Source organism: Nostoc sp. PCC 9305, from assembly GCF_963920915.1.
In the GTDB taxonomy this organism is placed as follows: Bacteria; Cyanobacteriota; Cyanobacteriia; order Cyanobacteriales; family Nostocaceae; genus Nostoc.
The window spans coordinates 1-21,779 of the sequence record NZ_CAWUDN010000001.1 but is presented as its reverse complement, the minus strand read 5'-3'; the positions used below and the strand labels follow the sequence as shown (position 1 = coordinate 21,779).

Here is a 21,779-nt window from a genome sequence, read left to right as displayed (position 1 = left end):
CATTAATCGCTACTTTTATCTCAATTACAAATATACCAGCGATCGCTTGGTAAAATTCCCAATCAATCTTCCTGGGAAGCTTCAGCTTTTTCTTTAGCTACAGCCTCAGCAATAACCTGCCGCAACCACTCGGAACGGTTAGACTGACTACGCACGTAGGTATCTAAATCTTCTGGGAGCATCACAGGTATAGGTTTTGTATCACATATAACACTTACTTAACTTGTTACCAATAAGCCTGGGGTGAACCTGAATTTCTCTGGTATCTTTGCCACCTTTAGTGTTGTATGCCCTGATGATCAGCTTGGGACGAACCCCTAGTGCCAATAACATCTCTTTTGAGCAAAGTGCAGCTTTCGTTGATTTGGGTGGCAGTATAAAGGCAGACACCGAATAAAGCGCGATCGCGTCTTTGTGTTATTTACACAAATGCTAAGAGTTAATGGACAAGGCGATCATAAGTAGCAGCATTCGATGCAAAAGCTACTTTTATCAGATTACCGTATTTTCTGATTAACACAATTGCTTTGTAGGCGATCGCCTATATTTTGATTCAACAAATTTATAGTTCTGGCACCTGTAGGTTACGTTTATTACCTGCGTAATGCTTGTAAATAATTTCTGGAGAGTTACCAACCCACCTTCCTACATCCTTCGCATCAATATCAGCTTCCAGGCAAAGAGTAATAAAAGTGTGTCTGCATTGGTAAGGTTTGCGATATTCGCTTACTACACCCTGTTTTACAAGTTGAGTTACGATTCCATCTATATGTGTACCACGGTGATTTTTGTAACCTTTCCAGGCATGATTGAGAAAATCTCCAAAGTCTACTATGCCGCCTTTCTTGCTTCTAAAGATAAAATCATCTGGGTTACAGTTCTCAGGTTTGATAGAGTCTAAAATTTCACGTTGCTGATTATTAATCGGAAAACGCCTTTGGCTTTGAGTTTTTAATCCATCTTTGAGAGCTAACCCTTTAGTACTGATGGTAATTGCTTGCTCAAAGGTAATGTATTTATCACTGATATGCTTCCATTGTAGAGCGATCGCTTCTGATGGTCTGCACCCAGTAAAAAATAATAATTTTACTAAAGGAGCATAGTAGTTGTAGAGTTTGCTCTCCTCAAATGCTTGAATTATGCTATCTCGTTCTTCCTTAGTGAAGGGATTAATTTCATATTCTGCCGATTCTGACTTCGGTATCTGAATATCTTTTGCCATACTTTGGAATGGATTTGATTCAATCAGCTGACTCTTAAGTGCCCAATCACAGCAAGCATTTATATTTGTCAAAGTACGTTTGGCGGCATTAGCACTGAGATTTGCAATGAGATAATCTCGAATTGCGATCGCATCATCTAAAGTTTTAGTTGGTAACTTAGCAATGTGATTGCGATACTTGCGGTAGTCAACTGCATAAGTAGAAGGACTAACCTGTGGTTTTTTAAATTCAGTGTATTTTTCCCATAATTCTCCCAAGTCTGGTTGGGGTTTAGGTGAAGGTGTAGTTGGGGTAATTGGGGTAACGGTGCTTAATGACGCTGCTGGTTTGTACTTAACTAAACTGGCATCAAACTCTCCATAGTCAATATCCCTCTGGATTTTTGTCGCCAAAGCCGATGCTTGATGTCTCCCAAAAGGTGTATCATCGTGCCTTGTTGAAAGATAGAAACGCTTGGTTTTTAGCTCTCCAGTGGGCGTAATAATAGGATGAGAAAAAACCAATTGGAGACTGCCGTTAGAGTTCTTAATCTGCACTGAACCCCGACGGGCAATACTTTGAGATTTTTGAGATTCCATAAGGGTAATTAACTGGGGTAAAGACCTTTACCCTTCCACTTTACCCCAGTTTTACCCCAGAAATACTTATTGGGGTAAAAACCTCTACCTTACATTTTTACCCCATTTTTACCCCAGTTCTTTACCCAAACTAGCCAAAATAACCCCAAAAATCTCTGAAGGCTTTGAAAGCAAGCCTTTAACGCCCAATAAAAAAGGGCTTGAAAACCCTGTAGTGCTTATATTTCTTTAAAGGCGGCACCCGGATTTGAACCGGGGGTGGAGGTTTTGCAGACCTCTGCCTTACCACTTGGCTATGCCGCCACAGCAGGATTCCCTGAACTACTTTAATGTTGCTAAGGTATCTTAGTAGCCATTTAGTAGTCATCGGGCGCTAGTTAAACCATGATAGCATAGGATTCTGAGGTAGAGATAGTAGGTTAACTGGATGTTTTTGGTAGTCTTTAGGCGATCGCTAGAAAATTTCGATTGCAGATTGATCGCAGGACAAGTAACTCTTAGCTGATTAAAGAGAGTTGTAATTCTTCACTCCTGGCTTGTTATATCTTTACTTCATCGGCAAAACTACCCCAGCGGAGAAAGTGAAATGGGCCGGCGATAGAACCCCAGAGACGTTCATCGGTGTCTAAATCTCTTCCCCTGTCGAGGCTGAAAAATTCTTTAGCGTCAATCTCAAATTCGTTATCCAGATAAGTATTTTTGCCGTCACGAATCACTATGCAACCTTTACCAGGTTCAACTCTGCCTTTGAAGCTCTTACCTGTCCACTCTACAATCATGTTGCAGCCTGACATTTTTTCCAATTGGTCAACAGACAACTCTTTGAGGCGTTCGGGTTCACGAGATGCACCGTAAAATTTTTGTTCTTCTTTAACGGTGTAGTGTTCAATCGCAATGTGGTTTTCTGCCGGAATCAACTTCATTACTCGCATTCGGTAAGGTTGATTGAGCATAAAATCATAAGCTTGTTCGAGAAATAAACTTACCCCTGAGAACAACTCTAAAGGAAGGGGACGGATACACACGCGGATATGGGCATAAAAAGGTGGATTTTCAAAAGCTTGTTCTTGATTGCTAAAGTCAGCTGCCATCCAGCGGGCTAAAGTGGCGATATCAGTAGAATGAGTCATTACAAAACGATCGACTAGTTGCTTAAATATGATCTAGGATTATTTTGACACTCCCCTGACTCAAAAATCCTGGTTGCGATCGCAATTTTTAAATTATATCTAGGATAGCTGCTCTGACTGGAGAAAATTTGGCTGCTTCAGTACAACTAAACTGCTTATATCTTGTACTTGATAACAAGAACTCGTTAGGCATTTATTTTGGCAAAATGCGCACACTGCCTTTCATCTATACGCTGAAGCCACATAGCTCTCAGATAGGCTTTTCTTGTAAACCTGGAGAATAGTTAGTCAATAATAGGGCATGGGGATAATTGCTAATTATCTCATGCAAATCACTCAAGGCAAAGTAAAGTACCCATGTTCAGGCACTTAATTGCGATCGCTACTGCCACTATACTCTTTAGCAATTCCTTCGCACTGGCAAAGAGTAAACAGCCGAAACCACCGGATGAATTTCCTCCCAGCCCTTTAGAGATTACCACACCCGATCCACTGCTACCGCGATCGCTCAAGGATAAACAACCGTTAACTCTCCAAGAACGGCAAAAGTTAGAACCAGCGTTGGATGCGTTAAATCAAGAAGCAGCGGCGAAACTGCAAGCAGGTGAACAGGTTGCGGCGTTTGAAATTTGGAACCGAGAATTACGTTTGCGGCGCTTTTTAGGTTCATTAGCAGAGGTGCAAGCATTATCACGAGTTGGCGCGATCGCTTGGAAGCTAAACGACGGACAAGAAGTACAATATATTACGGAACGATTGCAAGCGATTCAAAAGCAAGCCCAATCTCAGAAAAAAAACGTCCCAATAGATTTAGAATTGTGGCGATCGCTAGCTGAAGCTTACAAAAATGTGCGAGCGTCTAAACTGGCTATAGAAGCTTACAACCAAGTTTTGCTAGTAGTGCGACAACAACAAGATCGAGCAGCGCTATTAGAAACCCTCAAAACAATTGGAGAACTGCATTTGAGTTGGTTTGATTATCGCAAGGCTGCGCCAATCTACGAGGAATTGTTGAGTTTCGCTACATCTCTTGGCGATCGTGTAAACGAGGTAACATATCTGCAACAACTGGCTTATATTTACGAGCAGACAAGCCAACCACAGCAGTCATTGAATGTACTTAATAAACTAGCAGAAATTTACGTCAATGAAAATAATCTTACGGAAATACCAGAATTAAAGCTAGCGATCGCTTCAGATTACGAATCTCTAGCTAAGAAAGATCCTAACTTACTGCTAGAAGCTTTTAATAATTATCAAGAAGCTTATACTACTGCTTGGCAATTAAAGGAGTATGTTCGGGCTGGTGATGCTTTGCAGAAGTTAATTGCGCTGTATCGTTCCCAAGGACAAACAGAAGAGGCTTTGCAGGCTAGCGAAATTCTGGTGCAGATACAGGCGCAAGCTGCCAACTTTTACGGAATGATGCAAGCTTATGACCAAATTGGGCAATTGTATCTAGAACGCAAAGAATTCCCTCAAGCATTAACAGCTTTTCAACAAGGGTTAAAACTGGCGCAACAACTCAAACATGAAGAAGCATACTTTACTGGGCAAATTGCAAAACTGTCGAAAGCAAATTAACTGAAGTTTCTGCGATCGCTTAATATAAAAATACCCGCCACGCCTCCCCAAAAGGTGAAAAGCTATGTCAGAAACTACCCTAGCTGCACCAGATATTCAACTCCCACCCACCCAAGCAGAATTACCAGACGATGACGGTATTCCGATGGAAAGCGCACGACACAAAGCCCAGATGGATTTGCTGATAGATGCTTTGATACCTTGGTTGGAAGAACGAGAGGATGGGTTTATCGGCGGTAATATGTTCGTTTACTACAGTCTGGCTCAGGTGCGAAACAAAGACTTTAAAGGGCCAGACTTTTTTGCTGTGTTGGGAGTCCCAAAAGGAGAACGTCGCAGTTGGGTGGTTTGGGAAGAGGGGAAAACACCAGATATAGTTATTGAATTGCTTTCGGACAGCACAGCCCAAGCAGATAAAAATCAGAAAAAGCTGATTTATCAAAATCAAATGCGTGTGCCAGAATATTTCTGGTATGACCCTTTTAACTCTAATGATTTGGCTGGTTTTTCTATTGAAAAAGGAGCTTATCAACCTATTACAGTGAACGCTCAAAATCAGTTAGTGAGTCAATCTTTAGGGTTAGGATTGCAGTTGTGGCAGGGAACTTATAAAGGTATTGATGCTACTTGGTTACGCTGGGCAAATGTGGCAGGGGAATTGCTGCCAACCCCTGAAGAAAAGGAACGTCAAAGGGCAGACAAGGCAGAATTGCAGTTATTACAAACTGCACGCAACTTATTTGAGTCTGGGATGACAGTAGAACAGGTAGCGAAGTTAACAGGTTTGAATGTATCTGAGATAGACACTCAAAATGATCCATGATTTGTGGGATTTATTTAAGCGATCGCTCCACTAAAGTAATCATACAAGCGATCGCTAATCAATATCATTCCTGTTCTAAAATCCTTTCTATATCTTGCCCTGCATAGAGAATTCGCACAAATTCAATGCTTTCATCTCGCTCAGTTTTTGCTGCCACCATTCATCATTAACTTCTATCGTCTCTCCACTTCCAAGTCCTGCAATTAAAAGTTCGGCGTTGCATATTTGCGGGATGATTTTGCTAGTTTTGTGGGATGGGCATCTTGCCCGTCCCTTGTATTTCGGAGCGGGCGAGACGCCCACCCTACAGGAATCATCCCTTGATTCAGCAACGCCGGTTTTTTAAATTGAAACCAGTTGCCGTTACTAAACATCGCCACTAAATATCACGCTTTAAATTACTAAAATAACGAGTTTAGTTACCACCACTACGATTTTCGTTACAAACATCGTTATTTTAGTTGATATTGCTGGGTCTATCGTTACATTTAATACTGTTCTAATTCAGCAACCTTGAATCACTTAGTTTGAAAGATATTTTGTACCATTTTTTTGTCTGCATTTGCCGCCGCCTTATCCAACTCTGCAATCTCACCAGCGTCTAATTGCCAACCCAACGCGCCAAGATTCTCCTTAGCTTGCTCTACGCTCTTTGCTCCAGGGATGGGAATAGTTCCTTTACAGATGCACCAATTAATTGCCACCTGTGACATAGTTTTGTTTCTGAACTGTGCCACCTCTTGCAAACATTCCAAAAGCGATTTACCAGCAGAAGCCGCCTCGCCTCTACGCATTCCTGATAATATTTGCTTAAATAACAGACCTCGAATGCCTTTAGGCAAAGGGCCTTGCTCAGAGTATTTTCCTGTCAGTAATCCCAAAGCTAGAGGGCTGTAGGCAATCAATTTAATGTCTAACTCATCACAAAGGTCTTTGAGCTTGAGTTGAGTGACAGGATATGTAGACAACAGAGAATATTGAACTTGCAAACTTGTAATCGGAACGCCTCGTTCGGCAAATTTTTTCTGCACTCGCATCAGCCGTTTCGGCCCATAATTGGATAATCCCACGCCCTTGACCAGTCTTTGCTCATACAAATCGGCAAGACCATCTAAAAGTCCTTCCTCTTGCCAAGGAGCATAGTTTGCTGTTGACCAATGCATTTGTACCAAATCGACATTTTTTCCCAGGCGTTGGGCAGATGATTGACAAGCTCTCACCATTGATTGACGCGTCCATCTCCACGGGTAAGCAGCAAGCTTAGTTGCAATACAAATATTTTCTTTACCTAAACCTACATATTCTCGGTTGAATCGTCCCAGAAGTGACTCACTCCGACCATTCAATCTCCCCGTTCCGTAAGAATCGCCTGTATCAAATAAAGTTACACCGTTGCTTACGCAAAGGTTAAATACGGCTTGCAACTGCTCATCCATACTTTCGTCATATCCCCAAAGCAGTTGGTTGCCCCAAGCCCAAGTACCGCAGCCCATGCTTGGGAGTGAGAGTTTTTGGAGAGTCTGCATCTTTGCTATTTGTAGATTGCCTTATTAATTATCAGGCATATATAGCAGTCCGAAATCATTCGTGAAAATTTGAGATAGTTATAACCACCCTGTAGTCTTGATTCATTAATTTCAACTTGACAGACTACTATTAGGGAATATGGTTGGATTTGCCAACAGCCAAGCTTTTTCAGTCCAGGCGTTATTAAATAACCCCACCTCTGACACATTTAATTCAAATGAATGGGGTGGTGATTCTAGCAACAAGGGTGAACCTTTATCATGGGCCTCAACTAAGTTAACTATCCAAGGAAGAAAGTCTAAGATTTCTTTTGGTAATACAGTTAACTCGAAATCCCACAACAAATTCAGACCTCGGCAGACTTGTCCTTTTCTGGTCACTGTGACTCTACCAGCACTCTTGTTAATAGCCACTCGCAGAATGAATGGGCGGAATGGGACAAATTCATCGGGTGCTGTATAAGCGTATACATTTATATAGTTTAGTCTCTGCCTACGATCCATCCAAGATGCGATCGGTGAATTACTACTATAAGATGTACCAGTTACAAGTACCGGCATACTCATCGCAGCAGCAAAGTTAGTGTAGAACTTATGCCTTAGTTCGTTAACAATATGTTTAGCTTCTGGGTTCATGGTTGCTATACCTATTACAAAAACGATACCTGCGGTAAGCTACCCTAACGCATGGCTTCATAATAATTATTTCGCTAAAACCTCCTGCATCACTTCGACTCCTTTCGACTTCGCTACCTCGGCTCCGCTCGGCACAAGTCAAGGCAAGTCGCTCAGTGACCATCTGCTCTCTAGCTTTCTTCGTTTAGGGAACTCCAAGAAATAAATTATCCAGTATTGTGGGGTGGGCGTCTCGCCCGCCCAGTTTATATGGCGGGCAAGATGCCCACCCCACAAGAGTTAATTGAATATTTTTTTATTTTGAAATCCCTTAACCGAAGCACAAAAAAGGCAGACTCCTTGTCTGCCCTTAAGACCTGAGAGTTAAATTTTTGGTTTTAGACCTTAATAGCGGCCGCCACCACCGCCACCGCCACCATAGCCTCCTCGTCTACCACCAGAGGAACCGCCATCTGTTTTGGGCTTGGCTTTATTAACTTTTAAGCTTCGACCCATCCATTCAGCGTTATCAAGGGCATCAATCGCCGCTTGTTCTTGTGCGTCTGATTCCAATTCCACAAACCCAAAACCTCTCATCCGACCTGTTTCTCGGTCGACAGGCAATTGAACATTTTTTACAGTTCCATATTCTGCAAAGACTTGCCGGAGGTCATCTTCTTTAACCTCATAAGATAGATTGCCGACGTAAATTGACATAGAATGTCTCCAGAATCAGAGGGTGTAGAGATTTAGATCCGGAGAGGTCTGTAATACAAGTATATATAAAAACAAACTGTACAGCCGAATTTCATCTTCCACGCATACTTTAACATAAATGGAGAAGTTATGTTCGTAAGTAACACTATACTTAATCTGTCGATCTAAGTATTCAGATAGTTGGCAAAACTAGTTTCAAATCAACCTACCAGCGATCGCATGAAATTTGCAGCGATCGAAAAGTTTCCATAACTGAACTTAATTTATCTTCAAAGAATATTAATTGGTAATTTTTAGATTTTGTTCAATCAAAATTTCGAGAGAGAATAAATCAATAAAACCAGTGCGATCGCTTGTAACGTAAAATTAGTTTCCATCCAGCATTTGCTAACACCTTGACGCCCATGTTTTGCGACTACCTCATCCAAATTCTGACTGCCCGTGTATATGATGTTGCCCAGGAAACACCACTGGAGTATGCTCCAAATTTGTCTGCGCGGCTGAATAATCAACTCCTGTTGAAACGTGAGGATATGCAGTCAGTATTTTCCTTTAAACTGCGGGGTGCTTATAACAAGATGGTGCAACTGCCGCCAGATATATTGGCGCAGGGTGTAATTGCCGCGTCTGCGGGGAACCATGCTCAGGGAGTCGCCCTAGCAGCCAATCGTTTGGGAACCAAAGCGATTATCGTCATGCCAGTAACCACACCCCAAGTCAAGGTGGATGCGGTGAGAATGAGGGGCGGAGCAGTGGTGTTACATGGAAACACTTATGACGATGCTTATAGCTATGCGCGTGAATTAGAAATAGAAAAAGGATTGACTTTTATTCATCCCTTTGACGATCCCCATGTAATTGCTGGACAGGGAACAATTGGGATGGAAATTTTACGGCAACATCAGCAACCCATCCATGCAATTTTTGTGGCAATTGGAGGGGGCGGATTAATTTCTGGAATTGGGGCTTATGTGAAACGGTTGCGTCCCGAAATCAAGATTATTGGTGTTGAACCAGTTGATGCTGATGCCATGTCTCAATCGCTTAAAGCCGGACATCGGGTGCGCTTGTCACAAGTGGGGTTATTTGCTGATGGCGTGGCGGTGCGGGAAGTCGGTGAAGAAACCTTCCGTTTATGTCAGCAGTATGTAGATGAAATTATTTTGGTGGATACAGACGATACTTGCGCTGCGATTAAAGATGTGTTTGAGGATACGCGATCCATTTTAGAACCAGCTGGTGCATTGGCGATCGCAGCTGCCAAAGCCTACGCCGAACGAGAACAAATCGAGGGGCAAACCTTAATTGCTGTCGCCTGTGGTGCAAACATGAATTTCGATCGCCTTCGTTTTGTGGCAGAACGAGCAGAGTTCGGCGAACGCCGCGAAGCGATCTTTGCAGTCACAATTCCAGAGCAACGGGGAAGTATTCGCCAGTTTTGTGAATGTATTGGCAACCGTAACTTGACCGAGTTTAATTATCGTATTGCCGATGAAAAAACAGCCCATATTTTTGTCGGCGTGCAAATTCAAAATCGTGCCGATGCTGTCAAGATGGTAGAAACCTTTGAAGCTCATGGATTTGAAACCCTTGATTTAACAGACGACGAACTAACTAAACTACATCTGCGGCACATGGTGGGTGGACACTCTCCCTTAGCTAACAACGAATTACTCTACCGTTTTGAGTTTCCCGAACGTCCCGGCGCATTGATGAAATTTGTTACTTCCATGAGTCCCGACTGGAATATTAGTCTTTTTCACTACCGCAACAATGGTGCAGACTACGGACGAATCGTTGTTGGTATCCAGGTTCCCCCCCACGAGATGAAAGATTGGCAAGCCTTTCTCGACCATCTGGGCTATCGCTATTGGGATGAAAACAAGAATCCGGCATACAAGCTGTTTTTGGGATAGGTGGGGAGTGGGTAGTGAAGAAGGGAATAGGTTACAGGTTATAGGGTACAGGGTACAGGTTACAGGTTACAGGTTACAGGTTACAGGGTACAGGTTACTGATTATTCCCTATCACCTGTCACCTATTACCTGTCACCTAATCCCAATGCCCAATTTAACGAGAACTCCCCTTCAAAATCAGATTTGAGTCCCAAGTATAGAAGCCGATTTGATTAGGAACCCTAGCGAATCTACCTGTCCGATAGCCTCTAGATAGTTCATTCAGCACCTTATTTTTGATCTCTCTAGTTTGCTGAGAATCTAGTTCTCCATAAATTCCGGCGATGACTTCAGCCACACTGAAAACTTTACCTGGATTTTGTTTTAACAGAGAGGTGAGGGCATCAATTAAGAATTGACCCTCAAAGGCTTTGAGCATCGGTACTGTTTTTGTCGGAGGAACGAAAGGCTTCTTGTTTTTGTTTTTGATACTCCTAGAGGCACCATTGCGATTACCTGGGGCTACCAAACTTAAATCCAGAGTATAACAACCTGGCTCATCGGGAATAGTTACCCAGTAATTCCTTTCTCTGCCTTGGGTGAGGGAAGATTGCACTCTACCTTTAACTACTTTGAATAGATTGGAATCTAACTCTCCATAAAGCGATCGCACGATAAAATCGATATGACAAACAGTACCTATCTGTTCTTGCAATAGCTGTTTTATGGCTTCCATTCGCGAGATAGCGTGCTGATACTGAGGTAGCATCGGAATTTCCACTACCTTCGTTGAACTATCGTTGTTCTCTAAGGCGATCTTTGGATCTGTTGATGTCGTTTGAGGTTGACTCTCTTTTGTATCAACAGCAGCAGAAAAAGAATTATTTATCTCAACTCGACCTGAGTCTTTTCGTTCTGACTCTAAAGATTCCACCAAGTTGATTTCGCCGATGTCATCAAGAGGTGATAAAAACCGCAGAGAACTTTCCCCAGAAAGATTTGAGGTTTCATCAGTCGCCGTTAATCTTGATATCTGCTTGTTGGTATCAGAAAAAGACCAGTTGGACAACAATGCTTCTACATGATCGAGCTGCGATCGCGCTTGTACAAAGAGGCGTTCATACTCTTCTGTGAGGCGAGCATAATAGTCTCGTAATTCCAACAGTGGTGAGAGAAAGGTTCCCGGAGGTGGTTCTAATTGTCCATTTTGAGTCATAGGGGTTTAATCAATTTAAATCGATGTCACTTTTATAAGACATTGCTCTGGGTTTTGCCTTGTGAGATGCTGGCTGGGATTTCTTAGGCGGTTGGGGAGGGCGACATCTCTCACAATATAAAGGTCGAGGGCCGAAAGTCTCGCGTTTTGTCAGATCGTTACACTCTTTACAGACAAACTGGAAAACACGAGTATGAATCTGTCTTTTGTGCGCCCTGACAGTATATTCTCTAACATCAATGAATTTACTTGCCATAATCAGGAATTGTGAATTGCCGACGTTATCAATGTCCTATCAATATAGCTATTCAAGCAAATCAAACCGCATCAGTGTGTGTTTATGTAGAAGTTTTATTCAAATCAGTGAATTTCACATCTAGACATAAAGTGCAGATGAGCAATTTGAGAGTTAGCCATTGACTATATCTCTCAGCATATAAGTGGTGATGAGCAAACACTACTACCATTCTTTAGGCGCAGGCGATTTACATTGCCCCGCTCATAAAAGTTGGTAGGAGAAAGTGCAGGATTATTTACTTCCACTACTATTGATTGGCAAATCAAGCGATCGCCAGTGTCTCTAATAGCCCATCATAAAATTACCGCACTCCTAACCCCTCTTCCTTATGCTAGATGGGTAATGCTTAATGGAGCCATTTCTGTCTAAAGAACAACCGCCTCCTAAAAACAGGAGGCGGCGATCGTTGTTAATCAAAGTATGATTCCAATAAGTTTGATCCCTCTACTAGTAGTATGTCAAGTCAACTTCACGGGGTCAATAAGTTTGTAGTCAGAACTTTAGTCCTTTGTTAAGCGCTCAAGCGCTTATTACTAACCCATGAATTTCAACTTGACAAACTACTGCTGACTGGGAGCAGCAGGTTGTGATTGAGGTTGTTGGCGTAAACGGCGTAAAGAGTCCCGCAATTTATTCTGGCTAGCGTTATCTCTTCGCCGCCGCCGATTTGTCGTTGCTTGTGGCTTTTGTGATGAATCGGTAGCCGTTTGCTCGCGCCGGATGCGGCGTAGGGACTCTCTTGCAGTTCCTTGAGTACGAGTTGTTCTAGCTTCAGATGATGAGTTTCTCGCAGCATTTTCCCCTGTTTGAGGTTCCAACCGTCTACTCAAGCCAGATATTGCTGGTCTTGATGCAGGTATCAACTCTCTGCGCCTACGTTTTGGAGCTGCCTCTGTAGAGTTAGCAGCCGTTGTTTGCTGGCTTCTCTCTCTCTCTTGTGCTTGTCTTTGTGTTTTCCGTTCTTGAACTTGGCGATATCGCCGTGAACCTTGTAGAGCAAATTCAGTGGCTATAGATACCCCTTGTCTACCACCTTCTGCGGGTTTTAATTTCCAGTCACGCGCTTGTCTCTTGGTTTCTTCATCCAAGTCGCGGTTTCCACTAGAGCGAGCAATCCGCACATTAGTAACATTGCCTTCTGCATCAGTATCTACAGCTACTTCTACTCTGCCCTCAACTCCTCGCCGTCTTGCGGCTTCTGGATACTTGGCATTACATTCGCGGCAAGCTGCACGACCATTACCATTACCTGAACTGTTAATTTTTGGAGGTGTTGGCGTTGTTGGTGCTGTTGCTACTGTCGGACGGTTTCCTACTCCATTGCCTATACCACTACCAGTGCCGCTACCAATTCCACTACCAATTCCGCTACCAGTGCCAGTGCCAGTTCCACTACCAATGCCACCACCGATGCCACTGCCAATGCCACCGCCAGTACCAGTACCAGTACCTCCGCCAAGGCCAGCACCGCTGCTTGTACCTACAGCAATACCACTACCTGAGCCTAAACCAACACCAGATCCACCGCCACCACCGCCACCTGCCGAACTTGCTTTGGAATCTTCAGACGCAGCTGATTGTGGAATGGGTGCAGATTTTACAGGTACTTCTGGTACTGATCGTGGAATAGGTGCAGATTTCACAGCAACTTCTGGCTTGATAGGAATTGCTTTTGGCGGCGTATTTATTGGCTCTGGCTTCTGAGGGACTGCTGTAATCTGTTCAAATTTTTCTACTGGTGGAGTTTCTATAGGCTGTTTTTGGACAACTTCTGGTTCTTTTTTTATTTCTTCTGGAATCTCTGCAATTGGTTTTTCTGGTTCCGCAGTCGGAGCATCCACGATCGCCAACTCTATTGCATCATCTTGTTGTGTGGGCACTCTCGTCAAATAATTACTTATGCCAGAAGACAGTACGCCGATATGCAGCGCCAGTGAACCTATTAGACTGTAAGTCAGAAAAGACTTGAGAGCCTCAACTTCTTTGGAACGTTGCTCGACAGTAGTGCCGGAAAAGCTCATAGCTATTGCTACCTATTCTCACTAATTTAGCTATCTTAGAATGCCAGGTTACAAATATCAAGTAAACAATTCAAATTATTTGGGATAGCTTTACGGAACCCTAGACTAGGATACACATCTTTTTAGACCACCAATATCATGTTTTTTGGACAAAATTAACTTTTATTGCAATTAAATTAAATTAATTTATGTAAAACAAACGAACGAGTAAATAAAAATCATGAACGTTCCATTTGAAAAAATTATCATTATATTTTATATTCTGTTGAGAATAAGTTTCATCTTATCTCTAGATTCTGGTAGTCTGATTTTGTATTGTGGATGAAGTTATAGAGGCACTACATGGGAATTCAGAATTTGTTTGCAGCAGGCGGTGTGGTCATGTGGCCCCTGTTGGCGTTTTCAGTATTGGGTGTGGCACTGATCTTCGAGCGGATCAGGTTTTGGGTACGGATTAATAAGCGTCAAAACCGGGTAGTGCGAGATGTTTTGAATCTCTACCGTCTTGATAATATTGTCGGTGCAATGGATAAACTTCAGAAAAACGCAGATTTGCCACTCGCTCGGATTTTTCTGGCGGCTTTAGAATTAGAAGAGCCAAATCCAGAGGAATTTCGTTTGGCCTTAGAAAGTGAATCGCAAGCTGAGATACCTGTACTCAAACGTTTCCAAAACATTTTCGAGACAATTATTAGTCTGGCTCCACTGTTAGGTCTTCTCGGTACAGTGTTAGGATTGATAGCTTCTTTTGCTTCCCTAAATCTTGGTGATGTGGGAGGTAGTAAAACGACAAGTGTTACATCTGGGATTAGTGAAGCCCTGGTATCAACTGCATCAGGATTGATCGTTGCTATATTCATACTCCTGTTTGCCAATACCTTTCGGGGATTGTACCAACGGCAAATTGCACTAATTCAGGAGTATGGTGGACAGCTAGAATTACTTTACCGCCGTCGCTATGAACGAGGAGAAAAAACGTATGCGTCTACCAGATGAACCAGAACTTCCATTACAGATCAACATCGTGCCGATGATTGACGTGATTTTTGCAATTTTGACATTTTTCATTATGTCAACTCTGTTTTTAACACGTTCGGAAGGTTTGCCAGTCAATTTACCGAAGGCTGCCACAGCGAAACAACAGCAAGTTCCCACTAAAATTACCATTACGGTAGATGAAAAAGAACAGGTAAGCCTGAACCGTAAACCAATTGCAGTTGATGATTTGACAGCGCAAGTGCGGACTTTAGTTGGTTCCAATCCAGAAGTGTTAGTGATTATTAATGCTGATGAAAAAGTTGATTATGGCCGGGTGGTGGCGGTGATGGATCGGGTACGTCAGGTTCCGGGAGCTAAATTAGCGATCGCTACCCAAAGAGAGTAAATAAATATATTAGGCATCAGAAGTTCAGAGAGTCAGGAAAATTATATATTCTGGCTCCTAACTCCTTCTTGTCTAATAGACATCTCCAGCAATTTATTATGCGTTGCCCAAAATCCTTGTTATACACCAATACGGTTCGGTTAAAGGGTAAAGGGTAAAGGTTTTGAATACATTAATTCTAATGGCAGTAACTTTTATCAAAACAAAATTCAGGAGCCAGATACAAGCATCTTCATTCTGACTCCTGACTTCTGAATTCTGACTTCTTCTTCAATGATGTAGGTTTTGCCAAGGTTAAGTTTCAGCCGAATGCTTCCATTCTAGTATCTACAATCACGACATAATCCAAACTGACTTGATAAATTGCTAATTACACGAACAAAATAGGCATAGCAAATTTATACAAGCAGGTAGATTATCTGATGACGATTCCAGAGTCAATTAAAAAATTCATTACATGGATACAAGGTTTTGACCATCGTGTTTTACATAATGAAGATGACGTAAAAGAAAAGTTAATTTTGCCCATGTTTCACTATCTCTGCTATCCAGAGATATGTCATCGTGGATACTCTTTGAAAACATATCAATCAGAAACACGCACCAAAAATCCAGAAATTGCTCAGGTTTATTTTGCCACAGATGATGTTAAAAAACAAAATACAGATACATCACTGATTTTGGTAGAAGCTATAGAACCGCAAAAAACTAAGTTAACTGAGGCTATTGAGCAAGGTATATTTTATAGTAATCATTTTAATACACTATTTTTTATTGTCACCAATGGATATGAAATCAAGGTTTTTCAGCGTCTACATTACAATAAAGAAGAATTAGTTTTTGATCTAAATATAGATACCTTAAAAAATAACGATATCGCTTCAAACTTTTATAATAAACTCAATTTTGATGTAGTTAAAAATATCGATAAAAACATAGCTGATATTTTGACATATCCTAAATATAACTTAATAGAAAAATTAATCATACGCCATCCAGATTTACAGTATTTTTTAGAAAAATGTGATTTTGAGCCTTCTATAACACTAGAAGGCTACCACTTAGTTGTTGTTAAACCAAAAGTAGCGATCGCCTGTAATTTACCCAAAGCTTTTGGAGAAGGTAATTGTCAAATAGAATTTAGTAGTATCTTTTTTAAAGGTTTAAAAATTCACTTAAATCATCAAGATATTTTAGGTCAATTAATGACAGGATTACATACCCATCTAAATTGGGGTTGTCGTCGTTTTTTGAAAGAATTAGATAAAAATAATTTTACAGTAAATTTGGGTCAAACAACAGTTATTTTATCAAAATTAGAAGCAACAGACTTGTGTTTGTGTATCGATGAAGTTTGCCAAAAATATAAAAACTCAATAATTGAATTTGAGAATGCTTTAGAAACATGGAATTTTGAATTCGTAAAGTTCTCAGAAGTTCGTGGTTTTATTCTTTTTTCTGTAAGACAAGAATTATGGAAGTTGATGCAGCAGTTCGCTAAGGAATTTGATTATAAGAAAGGTAAGTCAGAATGGCATCTATTTCATAGAGAAAATATATCAATTCGAGTGAGTCGAGGAATTCGCGATCATACATTTATCTTCCCAAAATTTGACAGAGATTTATCTTTATTACCTAGCACTCAAGTTAACATACTCTACGAACTAAATGATATTAATTTACAATCTATAGAAACTGCTAAATTTAGCTTCTGGCAGCAAGATATTGGAGTAAGAGGAACTTGGACAGCTAGATATACCAAACAGTGGTTATTAGATAAATATATTCCCAAGGTTATTAATTATTACTCACAAAAATCTCAATTATCTGAATCTGAATTGCTAGCAAAAATAACAAATTACAGAAATGAACGTGCGCTGATTAAAGAAATTGATAATATCAGAGATTTAGTACCTTATCTTCGTGACATCCAATCTTGGCTACATATCTATGTGGAAAATATTGCAGCTTCGCTATTGAAACCATATTATCAAGCCTATACAAATTTAGTGCGTAACACAGATTCTTCCATAACAGGCATAGACTATATTTTCGGAAATTTGCGGCGAGTTGAGTGGAAAAATTCCCCAGAAGAAAATTATAGCAATTCCACAGACTGGAAAAACTTGACTTTTAAATATGCTATAGATTGCTTAGATCGGCAAGTAGTAAGAATCAATAATAGTGAATACGAGAATAGTTTCAAAGCAGATTTAATTACTCGGATATTTATTTGGATTATGGAAAAGGGTAGAATATCTTTTTCACAAGCTCAGTTAAGTGCTGCTAAACAAGCTTTAATCCCACTTTGGGAACAAAGTCGTTTTGAAATGCGCTATATCTATCCTAATCAATAAAATTACATAATTGGCTGTAAATACAACACAAATCCAGGAAGTACATTTTCTCCTGATAAACTAGCAGGATTGTCTAATATTTCTACATCTTTACCTGGACGATAAATTTCCACTCGCTTATTTTTCCGATCAATTAACCAGCCTAATTGAGTGCCATTTTCGATATACTCCTGCATTTTATCTTGCAATTCTTTCAAGGAATCAGTACGAGAACGCAACTCTACGACAAAATCAGGACAAATTGGGGCAAATTTTTCTTGTTGTTCTGGGGTTAAAGCATTCCAACGCTCAATTTTCACCCAAGAAGCATCGGGAGAACGTTCTGCACCATTAGGTAGGGTGAAGCCAGTTGAAGAGTCAAAAACTTCGCCTAAATTAGTCTCAGAGTTCCAAATATCTAATTGAGTGGTGATTTTAACATTACGTCTGCCAGTGTCACTACCTGTAGGTGGCATAATTAATATTTCCCCTGATGCTGTACGCTCAAATCTATAATTACTATTTTTTTGACACATTTGGAAAAATTGCTCATCAGTCAAGTCAATTTTCAATTTGAGTGTAGAAGGGAAAGTGGTCGTTGTGGCGTTCATAGGCTATTGTGAGCATCTTACTTTCTAGTGTAGTGCTGTGTGGGGTGCGTAGGCGTAGCCCGTCGTAGACATCGCATGATGAGATGATGGATAGCGATCGCAATCAAAACAATTTCTGGTTAAATTTTATTAATGCTCTATAAGCTTGATACTTTAGAGGGTAGAAAAATCTAGATGCTTTGGCTATCTCAATGGCTAGTGTTAGGAACTATATTTGTTAGCTTAACTTTTAGCACACCTTTATTTGCCAGTCAGTCTATGAACCAACCAGATATCCAGATATTAATAGAAAAAGCTAAAGATGCATGGGTTGCTCAAGATATCGATGCTCTTACACAATTGTTTACAGTTGATGGAGAACTAATCATACCTGGTCAATGCTGGCGGGGGCAAGAAAGAATTCGAGAAGGACTTGCCAATTTTAAACAACAGTATTCAGATGTCAAAATAGACATCCAACGGATTATCATTGGAGCAAATCAGGCAGCAGTAGAGTGGTACTACGAAGATACAGAAAAGGCGACAGGTCGTCGTAATAAAGCTGATGACGTAATTGTTGTAGATTTTAGGGATAGTCAAATTAGTCGTTGGCGTGAATATTTTGACACACAAACGCCAACTAACAGATAGTTACATTAACAGTGAAACTCCAATATCCCTAATTTATTTTGAATTAAGGATATTGGAGTATCAAAAGTAATTTGTAACGTAAAAAACACAAGACGTTTAGCACCTCAGACCGCTCTGATGAAGAATTTAACCTTCCCTAGGTGATAATAAAGTGGAGGAAGCGACAAAAACTCCACACCGTCAAGGTTTTGATTAATTTACACTGTTCAAACATCTGCGGTCGCTCTCCTTGGATGTCCGATGATGGGTCACAGCGGCATAACACCCATACAGTGTTATTTGATCTCACAAACTAGAATAGCTAACTGTTGGGTGAAAAACTCTCTCTCTCAAGTATAAACACTACCTAGCCAAGAGATATAGCTATATTGTTTATACAAATTTGTCTAAAGCAAGATTTTAATTCTTTATAACTTTAGCTACTCATTTGACGCCGTTGGGACTGTACTTGGTTAAACTGCTTTTGTTGTGGTGTTAATTGGTTGTAATCACTTGAAGATTGCATATCCCATTGTAATTCTGCTAGTAACAGTAAACTAACGGTCATAATTAGCCCCGTTGAGAGAAATTGCATGACACCGCAGTATGGCAAAACTAAAATTCCCAGCAAATGAATAAACCCCATCAGAATAAATGTGCGCGATCGCATTCCTATCCCGGTGCAAAGATAGCCGATAGCACTTAATCCTAACCACAGTGGACACAAACGGATCAAAACCTCTCCCCATCCCAAAAAAATGCTCAGATCGGTCAAGATTAAACCCATTAAGATTAAAATCGCCCAGCTATAAACAACCCAGCGTAGCTGTTCTACAGTTGCCCAAAACCAAGTTAAACTTACCATGCCAACTGCACCCAATAAGGTAAGCGCTGACCACAAAATCGCTTGGCTACTCCAGCTAATGGGTAGAAACTGGGCAGTTACGAAAATTCCAGATGAAATTAGTCCCCAGAGAATAAATGCTTGGTCGACGCGAGTATAAAACTTTGAAAAGAGAGTGAAATTTCCAATTTGGTAGTTGAGACAGACTAGACCTTGAATATCTTGAAAATCTAGCTCTTGCTGTTTTTCACGCAGGAGCGGCTCAGAGGAATTGAAAAAAGTCATTGATAATCTATTACTCTTGGTAGATGAATAAATTATTACTCTGTCCAAAGATATATTGTTATTTAAATATAAACAAGTAAGGAATAGTTGAGATGCTCTTGAGCAAGAAAGATTCTAGAGGTCAGTGCTACTGATTCTAGTTTAGTATATTTTAAGACTTTAAAGCCTAAAAACTCGCTGATGGAATCGGTTGTTTTCAATAGCGATCGCAACATTAAGATATCAAAGAAGCCGCTAACGTAAAACACATCTAATTTGCAGATGAAAATTTTCTCAATATCTTGTGGGGTGGGCATCTTGCCCGCCCTGATTATGCAACTTGAATGCTGATTAGGTTATCAGTGTCTTTTGCTTAAGCGTGGCGATGTCTACGACGGGCTACGCTTCATCCACGCTTAAGCAGCAACTAATCTAGCCCTCTATTTACGTACTAAGTTCAGCAGTTCTTTAGGAGAAGCCAACAAGTCAATCGCTACAAAGAAGATTTTGCCTTGGGGATCTATCAAAAACCGCCATGCAATATTCATGCCCACGCTGGCTCCGAACCAAGGGGTTTGGACTTTGCCTGTAACTTTAACTTGAGTATAGCCATCTTCCACAGGTTCAGATACGCCGCGCTCTGGGAGCATCTTCAATCCCTGGCATTCTTCACGCATATAAGCGCGAATTGCGTCTTGACCAACAATTGGTCTTTCAAAGGGAGGTTGCAAAGCACCTTCGGAACGAAACAGAGAAACCGCAGCATCAAAGTCATTGGCATTCATGTTGTTGATATAGCCAAGTACCGTAGGATTGTTGATGCCTTCAATGGTGACTTTAGTCCGAAATGCTGGTGCAGTGGGAGGAGCTACCGGCTCTGAGACTTTTTTATAACTACCAGGAGCATTCGGATCGAATCCCATGCTAATTACGGTATTGCGTAGGATGGTAATTTGTTGACCTGAATCGGCATTGCGGATGGCTTGTAACACATCGGCAGCTTTAGAAGAAAGCTTGTAACCTGGTGGGATTGGAGCAACGATTCCCTGAGCCATCCATTCTCCTAACTGATACCAAAAGCCCAACTTGATATTCACGGTGAAGGATGCATAAGAACGGCACAGAGGAGTATCAGCACGGTTAGCCAAATCGTACATGACTTGCGTTTGAGCCTCAAAAGGCATCTGCTTAATTTGTTCGAGTAAGCCTTGTGCAAGGATCATGTTGGCTGCCCCAGGAGCCGCAACTGTAATACTTCTACCCATCTCGGTATAAGCAAACCAAAGTAATGCTAGTTGGTCTTCAGCATTGAGCTTAGAGAATGATTCGACGACGGTTGGAACAACGTCAGCAACTAGGGTGCCGGGAAAAATACTTTGAGCCGACTGGATGGTAAAAGACATAGCAGAAATTCCAAAAAGAAAATTACAGTTCTACCGAAATGTGAAAAATAAAATGTGCAAAGACAGAAGAGAAATGCGTTCAATTGTTAATAAAGGCACTCAGTAGTTTTGGCATCACTAGAAAGCCTGTTGTAGACACAGATTCTAATAAAGGCATAGTGATGCTGTTGCCGCTGAGTTTAGATACTTGGCAAAGCACATTGCAGCCTCAACTGCATGGTTATTTAAAAAGCCTTGATTAACGGTGTTTTAACGCATTGATGCTGTTTTAGTATCTTTATGTAAAGAAACATAACAAGTTCGTTACAAATAAGCAATACCTTCTCAGTTATATATTTATAATTTATGCTTATACAACCAATAAGTTTTGCTGATGTTAAATTTAATGCAATTAGTACTTTTGTGTGCATCAAATTTCCATAATCCTTAGCTGTACCTATTCGCTATCAAACATCACAAGCGTCACAGCCGACTGTCAATATGGTTCGGTTAAGCTTTTTTGATGAAAATTCTAGATTGCTAAAGATGCGATAAATCATCACAAAGACGCGATAAATCGCCGTCTCTACAATAGACCTCTTGCATAAATCAAAAATAAGAAAGAACCCCACCCCGCCAAAGCTACGCTTTGTCTCCCCTCCCCGCTTGCGGGGAGCAGGGTGGATTAATTGTCGGGAGAGAAAAAGTTTTCTCAGTCGACCA

At 41.0% G+C, this 21,779-nt stretch carries 21 protein-coding genes and 1 tRNA gene; 8 read left to right on the top strand and 14 right to left on the bottom strand.

Annotation, left to right across the window (positions count from 1 at the left end; genetic code table 11):
* Window positions 1-562 precede the first annotated feature (562 nt).
* From ACM0OX_RS00110 to ACM0OX_RS00100, 3 genes are all read right to left on the bottom strand, one after another.
* Entirely contained in the window at window positions 563-1,801 is a 1,239-nt protein-coding gene (locus tag ACM0OX_RS00110) for a tyrosine-type recombinase/integrase (RefSeq protein ID WP_414512049.1), read from the bottom strand.
* Window positions 1,802-2,033: 232 nt separating this feature from the next.
* Window positions 2,034-2,104: transfer RNA gene (locus ACM0OX_RS00105), tRNA-Cys, on the bottom strand.
* Between the two features lie 236 nt (window positions 2,105-2,340).
* Complete coding sequence (locus ACM0OX_RS00100) at window positions 2,341-2,931, bottom strand: chromophore lyase CpcT/CpeT (RefSeq protein ID WP_414512047.1); 591 nt, start codon at window positions 2,929-2,931, stop codon at window positions 2,341-2,343.
* A gap of 357 nt (window positions 2,932-3,288) precedes the next feature.
* Between ACM0OX_RS00100 and ACM0OX_RS00095 the strand changes: the two genes are divergently transcribed.
* Together ACM0OX_RS00095 and ACM0OX_RS00090 are read left to right on the top strand one after the other, a co-directional pair.
* Entirely contained in the window at window positions 3,289-4,515 is a 1,227-nt protein-coding gene (locus ACM0OX_RS00095; RefSeq protein WP_414512045.1) for a tetratricopeptide repeat protein, read from the top strand.
* Window positions 4,516-4,579: 64 nt separating this feature from the next.
* Complete coding sequence (locus ACM0OX_RS00090; RefSeq protein ID WP_414512044.1) at window positions 4,580-5,338, top strand: Uma2 family endonuclease; 759 nt, start codon at window positions 4,580-4,582, stop codon at window positions 5,336-5,338.
* Between the two features lie 518 nt (window positions 5,339-5,856).
* On the opposite strand, the gene ACM0OX_RS00085 is transcribed toward ACM0OX_RS00090, so the two are convergent.
* The 3 genes from ACM0OX_RS00085 to ACM0OX_RS00075 all read right to left on the bottom strand — a co-directional run bounded on the left by ACM0OX_RS00085 (window position 5,857) and on the right by ACM0OX_RS00075 (window position 8,196).
* Window positions 5,857-6,864, bottom strand: coding sequence for an aldo/keto reductase (locus ACM0OX_RS00085; protein ID WP_414512042.1), 1,008 nt, complete (start codon window positions 6,862-6,864; stop codon window positions 5,857-5,859).
* A gap of 111 nt (window positions 6,865-6,975) precedes the next feature.
* Window positions 6,976-7,500: a hypothetical protein gene (locus ACM0OX_RS00080; protein ID WP_414512041.1), complete on the bottom strand. Its 525-nt coding sequence runs from the start codon at window positions 7,498-7,500 to the stop codon at window positions 6,976-6,978.
* 384 nt (window positions 7,501-7,884) lie between these two features.
* On the bottom strand, window positions 7,885-8,196 hold the full coding sequence (locus tag ACM0OX_RS00075; protein WP_289798627.1) for an RNA recognition motif domain-containing protein: 312 nt from the start codon (window positions 8,194-8,196) through the stop codon (window positions 7,885-7,887).
* Between the two features lie 404 nt (window positions 8,197-8,600).
* Here ACM0OX_RS00075 and ilvA point away from each other — a divergent pair, with 404 nt between their 5' ends.
* Complete coding sequence (gene ilvA, locus ACM0OX_RS00070; protein ID WP_414512039.1) at window positions 8,601-10,112, top strand: threonine ammonia-lyase, biosynthetic; 1,512 nt, start codon at window positions 8,601-8,603, stop codon at window positions 10,110-10,112.
* A 154-nt stretch (window positions 10,113-10,266) separates the two neighbouring features.
* On the opposite strand, the gene ACM0OX_RS00065 is transcribed toward ilvA, so the two are convergent.
* Both ACM0OX_RS00065 and ACM0OX_RS00060 read right to left on the bottom strand, forming a co-directional pair.
* Complete coding sequence (locus ACM0OX_RS00065) at window positions 10,267-11,307, bottom strand: hypothetical protein (RefSeq protein ID WP_414512037.1); 1,041 nt, start codon at window positions 11,305-11,307, stop codon at window positions 10,267-10,269.
* A gap of 10 nt (window positions 11,308-11,317) precedes the next feature.
* Window positions 11,318-11,563, bottom strand: coding sequence for a hypothetical protein (locus ACM0OX_RS00060; protein ID WP_099099597.1), 246 nt, complete (start codon window positions 11,561-11,563; stop codon window positions 11,318-11,320).
* A gap of 252 nt (window positions 11,564-11,815) precedes the next feature.
* Between ACM0OX_RS00060 and ACM0OX_RS00055 the strand changes: the two genes are divergently transcribed.
* A complete protein-coding gene (locus tag ACM0OX_RS00055; RefSeq protein WP_414512035.1) occupies window positions 11,816-11,974 on the top strand; it encodes a hypothetical protein in 159 nt (52 codons plus the stop codon).
* Window positions 11,975-12,165: 191 nt separating this feature from the next.
* Here ACM0OX_RS00055 and ACM0OX_RS00050 read toward each other — a convergent pair whose 3' ends face one another.
* Window positions 12,166-13,626, bottom strand: a complete 1,461-nt coding sequence (locus ACM0OX_RS00050; protein WP_414512034.1) for a TonB family protein — start codon at window positions 13,624-13,626, stop codon at window positions 12,166-12,168.
* Between the two features lie 342 nt (window positions 13,627-13,968).
* Between ACM0OX_RS00050 and ACM0OX_RS00045 the strand changes: the two genes are divergently transcribed.
* The 3 genes from ACM0OX_RS00045 to ACM0OX_RS00035 all read left to right on the top strand — a co-directional run bounded on the left by ACM0OX_RS00045 (window position 13,969) and on the right by ACM0OX_RS00035 (window position 17,367).
* Window positions 13,969-14,622, top strand: a complete 654-nt coding sequence (locus tag ACM0OX_RS00045; protein WP_414512032.1) for a MotA/TolQ/ExbB proton channel family protein — start codon at window positions 13,969-13,971, stop codon at window positions 14,620-14,622.
* Window positions 14,606-15,010 (top strand): ExbD/TolR family protein, encoded by a 405-nt coding sequence (locus ACM0OX_RS00040; protein ID WP_094352241.1) that lies wholly within the window; start codon window positions 14,606-14,608, stop codon window positions 15,008-15,010. Before ACM0OX_RS00045 ends, ACM0OX_RS00040 begins: the two co-directional genes overlap by 17 nt.
* A gap of 422 nt (window positions 15,011-15,432) precedes the next feature.
* Window positions 15,433-17,367: a hypothetical protein gene (locus ACM0OX_RS00035; protein WP_414512031.1), complete on the top strand. Its 1,935-nt coding sequence runs from the start codon at window positions 15,433-15,435 to the stop codon at window positions 17,365-17,367.
* A 2-nt stretch (window positions 17,368-17,369) separates the two neighbouring features.
* Here the strand turns inward: ACM0OX_RS00035 and ACM0OX_RS00030 are convergent, their stop codons facing one another.
* A complete protein-coding gene (locus ACM0OX_RS00030) occupies window positions 17,370-17,957 on the bottom strand; it encodes a Uma2 family endonuclease (RefSeq protein ID WP_414512029.1) in 588 nt (195 codons plus the stop codon).
* Window positions 17,958-18,131: 174 nt separating this feature from the next.
* Here ACM0OX_RS00030 and ACM0OX_RS00025 point away from each other — a divergent pair, with 174 nt between their 5' ends.
* Window positions 18,132-18,587 carry a nuclear transport factor 2 family protein gene (locus ACM0OX_RS00025; RefSeq protein ID WP_414512027.1) on the top strand — a complete coding sequence of 152 codons (456 nt, stop codon included), beginning with the start codon at window positions 18,132-18,134 and terminating at the stop codon, window positions 18,585-18,587.
* A 415-nt stretch (window positions 18,588-19,002) separates the two neighbouring features.
* Here the strand turns inward: ACM0OX_RS00025 and ACM0OX_RS00020 are convergent, their stop codons facing one another.
* The 4 genes from ACM0OX_RS00020 to ACM0OX_RS00005 all read right to left on the bottom strand — a co-directional run.
* Window positions 19,003-19,695, bottom strand: a complete 693-nt coding sequence (locus tag ACM0OX_RS00020) for a hypothetical protein (protein ID WP_414512025.1) — start codon at window positions 19,693-19,695, stop codon at window positions 19,003-19,005.
* Window positions 19,696-19,757: 62 nt separating this feature from the next.
* Window positions 19,758-19,991: a hypothetical protein gene (locus ACM0OX_RS00015; protein WP_414512023.1), complete on the bottom strand. Its 234-nt coding sequence runs from the start codon at window positions 19,989-19,991 to the stop codon at window positions 19,758-19,760.
* 123 nt (window positions 19,992-20,114) lie between these two features.
* Window positions 20,115-21,077, bottom strand: coding sequence for an orange carotenoid protein N-terminal domain-containing protein (locus tag ACM0OX_RS00010; RefSeq protein WP_289798613.1), 963 nt, complete (start codon window positions 21,075-21,077; stop codon window positions 20,115-20,117).
* A 446-nt stretch (window positions 21,078-21,523) separates the two neighbouring features.
* Window positions 21,524-21,779 (bottom strand): hypothetical protein (locus ACM0OX_RS00005; RefSeq protein ID WP_414512020.1); only part of this gene is annotated, 256 nt, incomplete at its 5' end.

Coding starts and splice junctions, on each gene's coding strand:
- ACM0OX_RS00110 (WP_414512049.1), bottom strand. CDS start 1,801: ATGGAATCTCAAAAATCTCAAAGTATTGCCCGTCGGGGTTCAGTGCAG.
- ACM0OX_RS00100 (WP_414512047.1), bottom strand. CDS start 2,931: ATGACTCATTCTACTGATATCGCCACTTTAGCCCGCTGGATGGCAGCT.
- ACM0OX_RS00095 (WP_414512045.1), top strand. CDS start 3,289: ATGTTCAGGCACTTAATTGCGATCGCTACTGCCACTATACTCTTTAGC.
- ACM0OX_RS00090 (WP_414512044.1), top strand. CDS start 4,580: ATGTCAGAAACTACCCTAGCTGCACCAGATATTCAACTCCCACCCACC.
- ACM0OX_RS00085 (WP_414512042.1), bottom strand. CDS start 6,864: ATGCAGACTCTCCAAAAACTCTCACTCCCAAGCATGGGCTGCGGTACT.
- ACM0OX_RS00080 (WP_414512041.1), bottom strand. CDS start 7,500: ATGAACCCAGAAGCTAAACATATTGTTAACGAACTAAGGCATAAGTTC.
- ACM0OX_RS00075 (WP_289798627.1), bottom strand. CDS start 8,196: ATGTCAATTTACGTCGGCAATCTATCTTATGAGGTTAAAGAAGATGAC.
- ilvA (WP_414512039.1), top strand. CDS start 8,601: ATGTTTTGCGACTACCTCATCCAAATTCTGACTGCCCGTGTATATGAT.
- ACM0OX_RS00065 (WP_414512037.1), bottom strand. CDS start 11,307: ATGACTCAAAATGGACAATTAGAACCACCTCCGGGAACCTTTCTCTCA.
- ACM0OX_RS00060 (WP_099099597.1), bottom strand. CDS start 11,563: ATGGCAAGTAAATTCATTGATGTTAGAGAATATACTGTCAGGGCGCAC.
- ACM0OX_RS00050 (WP_414512034.1), bottom strand. CDS start 13,626: ATGAGCTTTTCCGGCACTACTGTCGAGCAACGTTCCAAAGAAGTTGAG.
- ACM0OX_RS00045 (WP_414512032.1), top strand. CDS start 13,969: ATGGGAATTCAGAATTTGTTTGCAGCAGGCGGTGTGGTCATGTGGCCC.
- ACM0OX_RS00040 (WP_094352241.1), top strand. CDS start 14,606: ATGCGTCTACCAGATGAACCAGAACTTCCATTACAGATCAACATCGTG.
- ACM0OX_RS00035 (WP_414512031.1), top strand. CDS start 15,433: ATGACGATTCCAGAGTCAATTAAAAAATTCATTACATGGATACAAGGT.
- ACM0OX_RS00030 (WP_414512029.1), bottom strand. CDS start 17,957: ATGAACGCCACAACGACCACTTTCCCTTCTACACTCAAATTGAAAATT.
- ACM0OX_RS00025 (WP_414512027.1), top strand. CDS start 18,132: ATGCTTTGGCTATCTCAATGGCTAGTGTTAGGAACTATATTTGTTAGC.
- ACM0OX_RS00020 (WP_414512025.1), bottom strand. CDS start 19,695: ATGACTTTTTTCAATTCCTCTGAGCCGCTCCTGCGTGAAAAACAGCAA.
- ACM0OX_RS00015 (WP_414512023.1), bottom strand. CDS start 19,991: ATGCCCACCCCACAAGATATTGAGAAAATTTTCATCTGCAAATTAGAT.
- ACM0OX_RS00010 (WP_289798613.1), bottom strand. CDS start 21,077: ATGTCTTTTACCATCCAGTCGGCTCAAAGTATTTTTCCCGGCACCCTA.